The sequence below is a fragment of the Streptomyces sp. NPDC032126 genome, assembly GCF_055580085.1.
In genome coordinates, this window is sequence record NZ_JBVIMA010000001.1 from 732,518 (window position 1) to 746,073 (window position 13,556).

Here is a 13,556-nt window from a genome sequence, read left to right on the forward strand (position 1 = left end):
AGCAACCATGGACGCCCAATCCACCCCCGTGCCCCCGCCCGGGTGTCCCGCACACACCTCCGGTGCCCGAGTACCGCTGTACGGGCCCGAGTTCGCCGCCGACCCGCAGGCGTACTACACCTATCTGCGCCACTACGGCCCCACCGCGCCGGTCGAACTCGCCCCCGGCGTCGAGGCCACCCTCGTCACCGACTACGCGACGGCGCTGCACCTGCTGCAGGACTCCGCGTCGTTCCGCAAGGACGCGCGCCGCTGGCGTGACCTGAACGACGGCAAGATCGCCCCCGACAGCCCGGTCGCACCGGTGCTGGCGTACCGGCCCAACGCCATGTTCAGTGACGGCGTCGAGCATCTGAGGCTGCGTCAGGCCATCTCGGACAGCATGGCCAGGATCGACACCCGTCGGCTGAGCCAGACCACCGAGCGGGTCTCCGACTTCCTCATCTCCCAGTTCAGCGCCCGCAGTTCGGCCGACCTGCTGAACGACTACGCCAAGCAGCTGCCGCTGTTCGTCTTCAACGAGCTGTTCGGCATGCCCGCCGACATCGGCGACCGCGTCGTGTTCGGCATCACCGGCATGTTCGACGGCGTCAACGCCGAGAAGTCGATGGGCGTCCTGTTCGAGGCCGTCGGCGAGCTGGTCGCGCTCAAGCGCGCCCGGCCCGGCGAGGACGTCACCTCCTGGCTGATGCAGCACCCGGCCGGCCTCACCGACGAGGAGATGCTGCACCAGCTGGCCCTGCTGCTGGTCGGCGGCAACGAGCCGCTGCGCAACCTCATCGGCAACACCCTGTACCGGCTTCTCACCCACGACGCCTACGCCAACCAGGGCGGTCTGATCGACGAGGCGATCGACGACACGCTGTGGGAGAACCCGCCCATGTCGAACCTGGCGGCGCACTACCCGGTGGCCGACATGGAGTTCGCCGGGCAGAAGCTCAGCACCGGCGACCTGATCCTGGTCAGCTTCGCCGCCGCCAACACCGGCCCGGCGCTGACCGCCGCCCGGCAGGCCGGCAGCAACCGGGCGCATCTCGCGTGGAGCGCGGGCCCGCACGCGTGCCCCTCCAAGGAGCCCGCCCGGCAGATCACGGTGACCGCCATCGAGAACCTGCTCAACAAGCTTCCCGATGTCGAACTCGCCGTCCCCGCCGACAGTCTGGTCTGGCGACCGGGTCCGTTCAACCGCGCCCTGGCGAGTCTGCCGGCCCGGTTCACGGCGGTCGAGACGATCCGCAGGCCGGCACGCCCCGAGGCGCCGGTGCGTCAGGAACCGGCCACCGCACAGCCGGGCGCTCGGGCCCAACGCGGGGGCATGTGGAGCTCGTTCCTCAACTGGCTGACGAGGTGATTCACACAACACCTGTGAACTTCCCACAAATGCATGACGATTAAACTGTCAGGGTAGTGAGCAACGCGTCCATTCGAGTCGTTCACGAGACCAAGGAGGTGCCGTGGATCCCCTGGCCACGGACGCCGTGCCCCTGAGACCCCCCATCGTCGCGCGTCGGATACCCGCCGGTTTCGGCGGGTATCTTTCTGTCCGCTCCGGCCGCCGGTGGGAGGTGCGGTGACCCCTCTCCACCACCCGGCCGTCCCCGGGGCGGACACGCTCGGCGGGCGCACGGCACGCCAGTTGCTGGGGCTCGGCGAGGTCGTCGGTCTGGACAGCGCCGAAGCGGCGGTCTACGCGCGTACACTCCTGCGCGCCCACGGCCCGCTCGCCGAACGGCCGCTGGACCTGGGGCCCGCCACCGAGAGCTTCCTCTCCGACGACCACACGCCGGTGGAGTTCTCGCTCTCCTTCGTCCCGAACGCCGCCCCGACCCTGCGGGTGCTGCTGGAGCCGGGGTGCGGCGCAGGCACCCTGGAGGCCGGCGGCCGCGCGGGCCTGCGGTTCCTGCGGGAGCTGGGCCGCGAGTGGAACTTCGCCACGCACCGGTTCGACGAGCTGGAGGACCTGTTCTTCCCCGCCGCGCCACAGGGCCCCTTCGCCCTCTGGCTGGCGCTGGAACTGCCGTCCGGCTCGCCGCCCCGGGTCAAGGCCTACCTCAACCCGGCGGCGGCCGGACCGCACGGCGCCGAGGCCACCGTGCGCGAGGCGCTGGAACGGCTCGGCCACAAGGAGGCGTTCGCCGCGCTCCCCGAGTCCGACCGGCATCTCTTCTTCGCCCTGGACCTCGGCGACTGGGACGAGCCGCGGGCCAAGGTCTATCTCGCCCACCACGACCTGTCGGCGGCGGAGGCGGGCGGGCTGTCCCGCATGCCGGGCGGGCCCGTCCCCGCCGACACCACGTCGTTCTTCCGGCTCGCGGCGGGGCTCGACGCGGACCCCGTCGCCGATGAACGGCTGACCCGCCGTCCCGTCCAGACTTGTCATGCCTTCACCGAAACGGCGACCGGTCTGCCGAGCGGATTCACCCTCTACGTCCCCGTCCGCGACTACGCCGCCCACGACGGCGAGGCCCTGGACCGCGCCACGGCCCTGCTCGGCCGGTACGGCATCGACCCCACGCCCCTGCGTGAGGCCCTGACCGCGGTCACCGACCGTCGTCCGGAGGACGGGGTGGGCCTTCTGGCCTACCTCTCGGTCGCCCACCAGCGGGGACGTCCGCCGCGGGTGACGGCGTACATCTCCTCGGAGGCGTACCAGGTCCGCCCGCCCGTACCGCTGCGGGCGGGGGAGCCCGTCAGCACGCGGTAGCCCGCGGTGCCGAACGGCGCACCGGGGCCCGGTGACACGGGCGCGACCCGTCCCACCGGGCCCCGGGCCGTCCGGGCTCCGCCGTCACTCCGCCAGCAGTTCCTGGAGGTACGGCGCCACGTTGACCTGGATCGACGCGCCCTCCCGGTCGCCGTACTGGCCGGCGATGCCGCTCAGGTGGGCGCTGATCTCCTTGCGCATGACGTCCGGGTCCGGCAGCACCGCCTCGCCCGTGGCGAGCCGGGAGACCCAGCGGGCCTGGGCCTCCACGAGCCGGGTGATCGAACCGTGCGGGCGCACCAGCCCCACGAAGGACAGGCCCGGACGGTCCGGCGCGATCACTCGCTTGTACAGCTCGACCGAGCCGTGCGGGCCGACGGGACAGCCGTCGGACAGGAAGGGGTACGCCATGCGGTACCCGGTGCAGTAGACGATCGCGTCGGCCGGTTCGGACGTGCCGTCCGTGAACACGACCCGGCCGCCGACCAGACGGTCGATCGCCGGTCTCGGCACGACCCCGCCGTGGCGGATGCGGGTCAGGATCTCGTCCGAGAGGGTCACGGCCGAGGCGAAGACCGGGTGGTCGGGTTCGGGCAGCCCGTAGTCGGACAGCTTGCCCCGGGCGACGAGCAGGGCCTGCTCCAGAAAGCTGCGCTGCTCCTCCAGCGACATCGCCGTCCACCAGTCGGCCTCGGCGACCTCGTCGAGGGGTATGCCGAAGAGCTGCTTGGGCAGGATGTGCAGCCCCCGGCGCACGGAGAGCAGGGTCCGGTCGGCGTGCCGGGACAGATCCGCGGCGATGTCCACCGCCGAGGCGCCGAGCCCCACGACCACCACGCGCCGCCCGGCGAAGTCGGCGCCGGCGCGGTAGTCGTAGGCGTGCAGGATCGTTCCGTCGAAGGTGTCGGCGCCCGGCGGAAGGGCCGGCAGGAACGGCTCGGTGTTGTGTCCCGAGGCCACGACGACCTGGCCGAAGGCGCGTTCCCGGCGCGTTCCCGCGGCGTCGCGGCTGACGACCCTCCAGGTGCCGTCGGCGGTCCGCCGCACGGACTCGACCGTCGTCTCCAGCTCGATGTGGTCGAGCACGCCGGCCCACTCCGCGAACGACCGCAGATAGGCGGCCATCTCGCTGTGCGAGGGGTAGACCGGGTACGACGCCGGCATCGGGAAGTCGGCGTAACCGGTGAGCTGCTTGGTCGAGTTGAGGTGGAGGGACAGATAGCCGGGACCTCGCTCGCCGGCCTCCGGCTGCCGCCAGATCCCGCCGACCCCGGACGCCTTCTCCAGGCAGACGAAGTCGACGCCCCGCCGCTTCAGGGCGTGGGCCGTCGCCAGTCCCGACAGGCCCGCACCGATGAGGCACACACGCACCGATTCCCCCACAGGAAAGACACCATCCTTTCGCGCACGGGCATTGACTGCCCATGAGTCACTCGTCCGACACCAGCGACAAGGATCACAGGACGGCGGTCTTGCGCCGCGTCGGGGGTGCGGGGGAGGAGGACCTGACCGGCGGTTTCGCCGCGCCGGAAACGACCTGACGGTCCATCAGTGCCCGCGCTCGGCCCACAGCCCGCGCACATGCCCGAGATGACGGGTCATCACCTCCCGTACGGCGTCCTCGTCCCGGGCCAGCAGGGCGTCGAGCAGTTCCAGATGCTCCTCGGCGGAGGCCAGCAGACGGCCCGAGGCGGAGAGCGCGGTCAGGCCGTAGAGCCGGGCGCGGCCGCGCAGATCGCGCACCACCTCCACGAGATGGGCGTTGCCGGCGAGGGCGAGCAGGCCGAGATGGAAACGGGTGTCGGCCTCCACATACGCGATGAGGTCGCCCGCGACGGCCGCCGTCACGATCTCCCGGGCGGCCGGGCGCAGCGCCTGGAGCGAGACCGGGTCGGCGGTACGGGCCAGGTCGACCACGGTCGGGATCTCGATGAGCGCCCGGACATGGGTGTACTCGTCGAGCTGCCGGTCGGACACCTCGGTGACCCGGAAGCCCTTGTTGGGGACCGCGTCGACCAGCCCCTCCTTCGCCAGGTCCAGCATCGCCTCGCGCACGGGGGTCGCCGAGACGCCGAAGCGTGCGGCCAGGGTGGGCGCCGAGTACACCTCGCCGGGCCGCAGTTCGCCCGCGATCAGCGCGGCGCGCAGGGCGTCGGCGACCTCCTCGCGATAGCTGCTGCGGCGGCCGCCCAGCCGGGGGAGCGCGGGTGCGGCAGACGGGGGGCTGCTGCGCTGGGCGGCCATGGGGATCTCCTCGGGGGTGGTCGGCGGTGCTCTGTCACACGCCATCGGCTCGTCATCGGCGTCATCCGTGTCCACGCCGCGTCATCGGTGTCCGTTCACCATACGAACCCCGCCGGGAAGGGATCCGTCGGGTCGAGCAGGTACTGGGCCGTGCCCGTGATCCAGGCGCGGCCGGTGAAGCTGGGCAGCACGGCCGGCAGGCCCGCGACCTCCGTGGTGCCGAGGAGCCGTCCGGTGAAGCGGGTGCCGATGAAGGACTCGTTCACGAACTCGGTGTGCAGCGGGAGTTCGCCGCGCGCGTGCAGTTGCGCCATGCGCGCGCTCGTCCCCGTCCCGCAGGGCGAGCGGTCGAACCAGCCGGGGTGGATGGCCATCGCGTGCCGCGAGTGCCGGGCTGTGGCGCCGGGCGCGTACAGGTGGACGTGATGGCAGCCCCGGATGGACGGATCCTCGGGGTGGACCGGCTCGTCCTCGGTGTTGATCGCCTCCATGAGCGACAGCGCGGCGGCGAGGATGTCGTCCTTGCGGGCCCGGTCGAAGGGCAGTCCGAACTCCTCCAGCGGCAGGATCGCGTAGAAGTTGCCGCCATAGGCGAGGTCGTACGTCACCGTCCGCCCGTCGGCCAGGGTCGCCTTGCGGCCGAGGCCGACGGAGAACGACGGCACGTTGCGCAAGGTGACGCTCCGGGCGGCACCGTCCTCCACCGCCACCTCGGCCTCCACCGGCCCGGCCGGGGTGTCCAGGCGGATGGTGGTGACCGGCTCGACGACCTCCACCATGCCCGTCTCCACCAGCACCGTCGCCACCCCGATGGTGCCGTGGCCGCACATCGGCAGATAGCCGGAGACCTCGATGTAGACGACGCCCCAGTCGCAGTCCGGCCGGGTGGGCGGCTGGAGGATCGCGCCGCTCATCGCGGAGTGCCCGCGCGGCTCGTTCATCAGCAACTGCTTGATGTCGTCGCGGTGTTCACGGAAGTACAGCCGCCGCTCGTTCATGGTCGCGCCGGGGATGGTGCCGATCCCGCCGGTGATCACCCGGGTCGGCATGCCCTCGGTGTGCGAGTCGACGGCGTGCAGGACGAGCTTGCTGCGCATCTCAGGTCTCCTTGCCGGTGGCGGGTCAGGCCAGGCCGTCGGCGACGGCCCGCTCGGTCGCGGCACGCACGGCCGCCTCCTGATCGGGCGTCAGCGGCACGCGCGGCGGGCGGCACGGACCGCCGTGGCGGCCGACGATGTCCATGGACGCCTTGATCGCCTGCACGAACTCGACCCGGGAGTCCCAGCGCAGCAGCGGGTGCAACCGGCGGTAGAACGGCAGCGCGGTGGTGAGGTCGCCCGCGACGGCGGCCCGGTACAGCTCCACCGAGGCGCGCGGGAGGGCGTTGGGATATCCCGCGACCCAGCCCTTCGCCCCGGCCACCGCCAACTCCAGCAGCACATCGTCCGCGCCGATCAACAGATCGAGTTCCGGGGCCAGTTCGGCGATGCGGTAGGCGCGGCGGACGTCCCCGGAGAACTCCTTGACCGCATGGATCAGACCCTCTGCGTGCAGCTCGGCGAGGAGCTCGGGCACCAGGTCGACCTTGGTGTCGATCGGGTTGTTGTACGCCACGACCGGCAGGCCCGCCTTCGCGACCTCCGCGTAGTGGGCGCGCACCGAACGGCCGTCGGCGCGGTACGCGTTGGGCGGCAGCAGCATCACGGCGGCGCACCCCGCCTCGCGCGCCTGCTCGGCCCAGCGCAGAGACTCCGCCGAGCCGTACGCGGCGACACCGGGCATCACGCGCGCTCCGCCGACCGCGGCCACGGCGGTCTCGACGACCCTGGCCCGCTCCTCGGGCGTGAGGACCTGGTACTCGCCGAGCGAGCCGTTGGGGACCACGCCGTCGCAGCCGTTCTCCACCAGCCAGGCGCAGTGCTCGGCGTAGCGGTCGTGGTTCACCGAGAGATCGTCGTTCAGGGGGAGGGCGGTGGCGACGAGGACGCCGCGCCAGGGGCGGTGCTGGGGGATCGTCATGGCAGGCAGGGCCCTTTCCGGAGGTCTGACCAGAGGGGTGTGCTGTGCTGTGCGATGTGACATGTCACCGCGGCTCGGGTGGGGGCGGCGTCGCCCGTGGGTCGGGCGCCGCGGTCGGCTCCGGCGGTGGTACGGCGGCCAGCGCGCCCAGCGGTACCGGCTGGGCCAGGAGACGGCGCCCGGGAGTGGCCGCACAGCCGGCGACGCCCGCCACCCCGGGCTCGCAGATCCGGCCCTGGCACCAGCCCATCCCGGCCCGGGTCAGCAGTTTCACCGTGCGCGGATCGCCCGCCCCGAGCGTGCCGACGGCCTCCCGGACGGCGCCCGCGGTGACCTCCTCGCAGCGGCAGACGACCGTTTCGTCGGTGACCCGGTCCGCCCAGTGCGCGGGCGGCCGGTAGACGTCGTCGAGGGCGGCGAAGAACTCCCGCGCCCTGCGGCGGGCCCGCGCGGCCGGGGCCCACGCGCGCGCGTCGGGCACGGTGCCGTGCAGCCGGGCGGCCGCCGACCGGCCGGCGATATGGCCCTCGGCGAGCGCGAGCGCCGCGCCGCCGATCCCGGTGGCCTCCCCGGCCGCCCACACGCCGGGCACGCCGGTGCGCTGCTCGTCGTCGACCCGTACGGCCGGTCCGTCGAGCGGGCAGCCGAGTCCCTCCGCGAGATCGGTGTGCGGCAGCATGCCGTGCCCGACGGCGAGCGTGTCGCAGGCGAGCCGCCGCTCGCTGCCGGGAACGGGCCTGCCCTCGGTGCCGAGCGCGGCGATCGTCACCGACTCCAGCCGGTCGTCCCCGTGCGCGGCGAGCACTGTATGACGTGGCGTCACCCGGACGCGGTGGCGCAGGAGTCCGACGGCGAAGCCCGCTCCCTCGACCAGCTTGGCGGGCTGTGCGGCCAGGGTGCGGGAGCGGCGCAGGAAGCCCTTCGGGTCGGCGGAGTCGACGAGGGCGACGACCTCGGCGCCCGCCGCCGCGAGGCCGGTCGCGACGGGGAGGAGCAGCGGCCCGGTACCGGCCACGACGACCCGCCGGCCCGGCAGGACCAGACCCCCCTTGAGCATGGCCTGGGCGCCGCCGGCGGTGATCACGCCGGGCAGGGTCCAGCCCGGGAAGGGCAGCACCTTCTCGTAGCCGCCGGTCGCCAGGACGACCGCCGCGGCGCGGACGGCGACGGGCTCGCGCTGCTCGGGGCCGAGCAGCCCGTGCACCGTGAAGCCCGCCGACTCCCGCTCCACACACCAGATGTGATGCTCCATCAGATGAGTGATGCGTCCGGCGGCGAGGTGGGCGTCGAGGGCGGTGCGCAGGCGCTCCCAGGTGCGCCACTGGTGGTGCAGCGCCTGGGGGCGGCGGGCGCCGAGGGCGGGGGCGGGCTGCCGGTAGTACTGACCGCCCGGCGCGGCGGCGGAGTCCAGCAGGACGACGTCGACGCCCCGCGCGGCCGCCGCGAGCGCGGCGGCCACGCCTGCGGGGCCGGCCCCGACCACGGCGAGCCGTGCGGGGGTCGGCTTCGCCGTCCCCGGTGCTTCAGACTCGGTCATCGTGGCCCGTTCCCTCCTGGGTGCGGATGTCCGCGCCGGGTGCGGCCGGCACCAGGCAGGCCCGCTGGTTGGGGCGGCCGTCGACCGTCACCAGGCAGTCGAAGCAGACGCCGATGCCGCAGAACACCCCGCGCGGCCGGCCGTCCCCGCGCGTGGTGCGCCAGGCCGTGACACCGGCCGCCCAGAGCGCGGCGGCGACCGTCTGCCCGGGCAGCGCGCGGATCTCCCGGCCGTCGAAGGTGAGGGCGAAGGGCGCGCCGGGCCGGGCCCGGACCAGACGCAAGGGGTCCTGACCGGGCGGGGACGAGCCGTCGGTGGAGCGGGTCCGGCCGGGCTGCGGGGATGTCATGCGGTCCTGCCTTCCGTCATGCGGTGCTGCCTTCCGGCGACCTCATCAGGGGGTGGCCTCCTCGGTGGACTCGGGGGACTCGGTGAACCGGTCCGGGCGGAACGGAGCCGGGTCGAGGTCGGGGCGTTCGCCGAGCAGCGCCTGTGTGACGAGACGGCCGGTGCCGGTGGCCAGGCCGATGCCGGCGCCCTCGTGCCCGCAGGCGTGGAACAGGCCGGGCGCGCGCGGATCGGCGCCGACGGCGGGGAGATGGTCCGGCAGGTAGGGCCGGAAGCCGAGGTAGGTGCGCATGACCCGGATGTGCTCCAGGAACGGGAACAGCCGCACCGCGCCGGCCGCGAGCGCCCGTACGGCGGGCAGGGAGAGGGAGCGGTCGAAGCCGACCCGTTCGCGGCTCGCGCCGATCAGCACCGGCCCGGCGGCGGTCCCCTCGACGACCGGCGAGGTCTGCAGCGCCGCCGAGTCGCTGGCGACGTCGGCCACGTAGTCGGCGGCGTACACCTTGTGCCGGACCCGGCGCGGCAGGGGCTCGGTGACCAGCACGAAGCCCCGGCGGGGGAGGACGGGCAGCCGGACGCCGGCGAGCCCGGCCACCTCGCCGCCCCAGGTCCCGGCCGCGTTCACCACGGCCGGCGCGTGCAGGGTGCCGCGGTCGGTGCGGACGCCGCGCACGACACCGCCGGGGCCGCGCAGGATCCCGGTCACCGTGCGGCCGGTCTCCACCCGGGCGCCCGAGGCGCGCAGCAGATGCGCGGCGGCCAGGGCGGGCATGACCTGGGCGTCCTGCGGGTAGTGGACGCCGCCGACCAGGTCAGGGGTCACGTCCGGTTCCAGGTCGCGCAGTTCGCCGGGAGCGACGGTCCGCGCCTCGACGCCGTGGGCCCGCTGACCGTCCGCCAGTTCCGTCAGCGCGGCGAGACTCTCCGGGGTGGACGCGACGACGAGGCCGCCCTTCGCCTCGTACTCGACGGAACGGCCCAGCTCCTCGGCGAGTTCGCGCCACAACCGCGTGGAGAGCAGGGCGAGTTCGAGTTCGGGCCCGGGCTCCTTGTCGGAGACGAGCAGATTGCCCTCGCCCGCACCCGTCGTCCCGCCGGCCACCGGCCCGCGATCCACCACGACGACATCCAGCCCGGCCCGGGCCGCGTACAGCGCACACGCGGCACCGACCATGCCGGCGCCGACGACCACGACATCACAGGACGATCGCTTGGTCACGCCAGTAATATGTCACATGGCGCCCCCAGCCGGAACACCCGTGAAATTCGCGGGTGCCCGCCTCGGCGGCGCGGCATGATGGCGGATCCCGCCCCGCGCGATGCGGCGGCGGGCAGCACATCGGTGACAGCGGCACACGGGGGAATCGCGTGCCGGCGACAGGGGGAGACGCGTGACCGTGGAGAACATCCTGCTGTCCGGCGTGGTCGGCTCGACGGCGTACGGGCTGGCCCACGCGGGCTCCGACGTGGACCGGCTCGGCCTCTTCGCGGCGCCCACCGAGGAGCTGCACGGCCTGCACCGGCCGAAGGAGTCGCACGTCACCACGGCCCCGGACCGCACCCTGCACGAAGCGGCCAAGTGGTGCCGCCTCGCCCTCGGCGGCAACCCGACCGTGATGGAACTCGTCTGGCTGCCCGAGGAGCTGTACGAGGTGCGCACCCCCCTCGGCGACGAACTCATCGACATCCGTGGGTCGTTGCTCAGTGCCCAGCGGGTGCGGGACGCCTATCTCGGCTACGCCACCCAGCAGTTCAGGAAGCTGTCCAACCGGGGCGACGGCTCGTTCTCCGCCGACACCCGGAAGCGGACCGCCAAGCACGCCCGCCACCTCAAGCGGCTGTGCCACCAGGGGTTCGAGCTGTACGCGAGCGGGCGGCTGACCATCCGGGTCGAGGACCCGGAGAGCTACCACCGCTTCGGCGAACAGGCCGCCGCCGACCCCGACGCCGCGCTGCCGCTGCTGCGCCACTACGAGGCGGCGTTCGCCGAGACGCGCAGCGCGCTGCCGGACCGCCCGGACGAGCGCCCCGCCGACGCCTGGCTGCGCCGGGTCCGCCGCCACTTCTACGCGGCCGACGCGGCCACAGCGGCCGACGCGACACCCGTCGGCCGGTAGGGAGGGCGGCGGGTCGCCCTGGCGGCGGCCCTCGTCGGCGGAGGGCCCGGTCGAGCGGATCCCCGGAGGGAAATTCACGCGACGCACCGGGCCCGGCCTTCCTAGACTCGCCCCATCGAGCGCCGCCCACGACGGGGGCCGCGCCGCACCGTGACGACGAAGGGAGCCCGGCCATGTGTCCGCACATCGTCCGTGTCGCTCCCCGCCTGTGCACCGAGGTGATCCTCGTGTCCTCGTCCGTCCGGTGCTCGCTGCGCGGCCGGCACCGGATCACCTGACGAACCCCTGCGCATCACCGACTCGCCCCGCATCGAGGGCTTCTGCCGGTGTGTCAGGACGTTTCGCCGGGGACATCGCGCTGCCCGTTTCCCGAACACCCCGAAAGGCCAAGGGCCGTGCGCACCACCATCGACCGTCACCTCGCCGCCGTACGCAACCTGGGCATCCTCGCCCATGTCGACGCGGGCAAGACCACCGTCACCGAGCGGATCCTCTACACCACCGGCACCACGCACAAGCGGGGCGAGGTCCACGACGGCACCACCGTCACCGACTTCGACCCCCAGGAGCGCGACCGGGGCATCACCATCTTCGCCGCGGCCGTCAGCTGCGACTGGGACGGACACCGCGTCAACCTGATCGACACCCCCGGCCACGTCGACTTCGCCGACGAGGTGGAGCGTTCGCTGCGGGTGCTCGACGGGGCGGTCGCCGTGTTCGACGCCGTCGCCGGCGTGGAACCGCAGAGCGAGTCCGTGTGGCGGCAGGCCGACCGGCACGGCGTGCCCAGGATCGCGTTCGTCAACAAGATGGACCGCGCGGGCGCCGACCTCGACACCGCCGTCGCCTCCCTGCGCGACCGGCTGCACCCGGCCCCGCTGGTGGTGCAGCTGCCGATCGGCGCGGAGGCCGGTTTCACCGGCGTCGTCGACCTGGTGCGGCTGCGCGCGCTGGTGTGGACCGACGGCCGTGACGGCGCCGACGAGGGTCCCGTGCCGGAGGAGCTGGTGCGGGAGGCGCTGCGTCGGCGCCGGCTGCTGGAGGAGGCCGTCGCGGAACGCCACCCGGCCGCGCTGGAGGAGTTCTGCGAGCGGGACACGCTGTCCGCCGGCACCCTCGCCGCCGCCCTGCGGGACCTGACCCGCAGCGGGGAGGGAGTGGTCGTGCTGTGCGGGTCGGCGTATCGCAACCGGGGGATCGAACCGCTGCTGGACGCCGTGGTGGCGTATCTGCCGTCACCGCTCGACACGCCGGCGCCGGCCGACCCCGCCGCGCCCTTCGCCGCCCTCCCCTTCAAGGTCAACGCCACCCCCACCGGGCGCCTGACCTACCTGCGGGTGTACGCGGGAGCCATCGAGAAGGGAGACACCGTGTGGGACGCCGGAGCCGGGCGGAGCGAGCGCGTCGGGCGGATCCTGCGGGTCCAGGCCGATCGGCACGCGCCGCTCGAACGGGCCGTCGCCGGGGACATCGTGGCGGTGATCGGGCTGAAGTCGGCCCGCGCGGGCACCACCCTGTGCGACCCGGACGCCCCGCAGCTGCTCGAACCGCCCGGCACGGCCGACCCGGTCGTCTCGGTGGCCGTCGAGGCGCGCCGCGGCGCCGACACCGGGCGGCTGGGCCCCGCGCTCGCCCGGCTCGCCGAGGAGGACCCCTCGCTGGTCGTGCGGACCGACCCGGAGACCGGACAGACGGTCCTGTCCGGCCGGGGCGAACTCCATCTGGAGGTCGCGGTGGAGAAGATCCGCCGCACCCTCGGCCTGGAGATCGCCGTCGGCCGCCCCCGGGTGACCTACCGCGAGACGGTCGGCCGGGGCGTGAGCGGTGTCGTCCTGCGGCACGTCAAACAGGACGGCGGCGCGGGGCAGTTCGCGCACATCGTGCTCGATGTGGAGCCGCTGGTGGGCGAGTTCGTCTTCCGGTCCGCCGTCGTCGGCGGACGGGTGCCGCAGGAGTACGTCCGTGCCGTGGAGGCCGGCTGCCGGGACGCCCTCGCCGAGGGACCGCTCGGCGGGCACCGCGTCACCGGGCTGCGGGTCACCCTCACCGACGGGGCGACCCATGTGAAGGACTCCTCCGAGATGGCCTTCCGCACGGCCGGCCGGCTCGGGCTCCAACAGGCCCTGCGCGCCTGCGCGATGGTCCTGCTGGAACCCGTCGCCGAGGTCACGGTGACCGTGCCCGAGGAGGCCGTCGGCGCCGTCCTCGGCGATCTCGCGGCCCGCCGTGGCCGGGTGACGTCGTCGGTGGTGCGGGCCGGGTCGGCCGTGGTCACGGCCACCGTTCCGCTGGCGGAGCTGTTCGGCTACGCCACCCGGCTGCGCGGCCGCACGCAAGGCCGCGGCACCTTCACGGCCCGCCCCACGGGCTACGCCCCGGCGCCGGAGCGCACGGCGGTGCCGGCGCCGTAGCCGGAAAAGCACGTACGGCCCCGCCCCCCGAGCCAGGGGGCGGGGCCCGCTTTCCCGGCCGGGGACGGCGCGGCGGTGTTCGACCCTTCGACCAGTCGTGTCCAAACCCTTGACGGGCCTCGCTCCCGAGGTTTAACTCACGTCCTAAATTAAGTCATGAGTGCACCCATGAAGGG

General features: G+C 73.7%; 11 protein-coding genes. 4 read left to right on the top strand and 7 right to left on the bottom strand.

The window, feature by feature from the left end; genetic code table 11:
• The first annotated feature begins 7 nt into the window (after window positions 1–7).
• On the top strand, window positions 8–1,351 hold the full coding sequence (locus tag ACZ5NW_RS03100; protein ID WP_468741952.1) for a cytochrome P450: 1,344 nt from the start codon (window positions 8–10) through the stop codon (window positions 1,349–1,351).
• A 219-nt stretch (window positions 1,352–1,570) separates the two neighbouring features.
• Window positions 1,571–2,704, top strand: a complete 1,134-nt coding sequence (locus ACZ5NW_RS03105; protein ID WP_468741953.1) for a tryptophan dimethylallyltransferase family protein — start codon at window positions 1,571–1,573, stop codon at window positions 2,702–2,704.
• A gap of 84 nt (window positions 2,705–2,788) precedes the next feature.
• Here ACZ5NW_RS03105 and ACZ5NW_RS03110 read toward each other — a convergent pair whose 3' ends face one another.
• The 7 genes from ACZ5NW_RS03110 to ACZ5NW_RS03140 all read right to left on the bottom strand — a co-directional run bounded on the left by ACZ5NW_RS03110 (window position 2,789) and on the right by ACZ5NW_RS03140 (window position 10,071).
• A complete protein-coding gene (locus ACZ5NW_RS03110) occupies window positions 2,789–4,075 on the bottom strand; it encodes a flavin-containing monooxygenase (protein WP_468741954.1) in 1,287 nt (428 codons plus the stop codon).
• Between the two features lie 177 nt (window positions 4,076–4,252).
• Window positions 4,253–4,948: a GntR family transcriptional regulator gene (locus tag ACZ5NW_RS03115; protein ID WP_468741955.1), complete on the bottom strand. Its 696-nt coding sequence runs from the start codon at window positions 4,946–4,948 to the stop codon at window positions 4,253–4,255.
• 95 nt (window positions 4,949–5,043) lie between these two features.
• Window positions 5,044–6,045, bottom strand: coding sequence for a proline racemase family protein (locus ACZ5NW_RS03120; protein ID WP_468741956.1), 1,002 nt, complete (start codon window positions 6,043–6,045; stop codon window positions 5,044–5,046).
• A gap of 25 nt (window positions 6,046–6,070) precedes the next feature.
• Window positions 6,071–6,967 carry a dihydrodipicolinate synthase family protein gene (locus ACZ5NW_RS03125; protein WP_468741957.1) on the bottom strand — a complete coding sequence of 299 codons (897 nt, stop codon included), beginning with the start codon at window positions 6,965–6,967 and terminating at the stop codon, window positions 6,071–6,073.
• Window positions 6,968–7,031: 64 nt separating this feature from the next.
• Window positions 7,032–8,504 (bottom strand): FAD-dependent oxidoreductase, encoded by a 1,473-nt coding sequence (locus ACZ5NW_RS03130; protein WP_468741958.1) that lies wholly within the window; start codon window positions 8,502–8,504, stop codon window positions 7,032–7,034.
• Window positions 8,491–8,853, bottom strand: a complete 363-nt coding sequence (locus ACZ5NW_RS03135) for a (2Fe-2S)-binding protein (RefSeq protein WP_468741959.1) — start codon at window positions 8,851–8,853, stop codon at window positions 8,491–8,493. Before ACZ5NW_RS03135 ends, ACZ5NW_RS03130 begins: the two co-directional genes overlap by 14 nt.
• A 45-nt stretch (window positions 8,854–8,898) precedes the next feature.
• Window positions 8,899–10,071, bottom strand: a complete 1,173-nt coding sequence (locus ACZ5NW_RS03140; RefSeq protein WP_468741960.1) for an NAD(P)/FAD-dependent oxidoreductase — start codon at window positions 10,069–10,071, stop codon at window positions 8,899–8,901.
• A 172-nt stretch (window positions 10,072–10,243) separates the two neighbouring features.
• Here ACZ5NW_RS03140 and ACZ5NW_RS03145 point away from each other — a divergent pair, with 172 nt between their 5' ends.
• Together ACZ5NW_RS03145 and fusA are read left to right on the top strand one after the other, a co-directional pair.
• On the top strand, window positions 10,244–10,969 hold the full coding sequence (locus tag ACZ5NW_RS03145) for a nucleotidyltransferase domain-containing protein (RefSeq protein WP_468741961.1): 726 nt from the start codon (window positions 10,244–10,246) through the stop codon (window positions 10,967–10,969).
• Between the two features lie 395 nt (window positions 10,970–11,364).
• On the top strand, window positions 11,365–13,380 hold the full coding sequence (gene fusA / locus ACZ5NW_RS03150) for an elongation factor G (RefSeq protein WP_468741962.1): 2,016 nt from the start codon (window positions 11,365–11,367) through the stop codon (window positions 13,378–13,380).
• The last annotated feature ends 176 nt before the right edge of the window (window positions 13,381–13,556 follow it).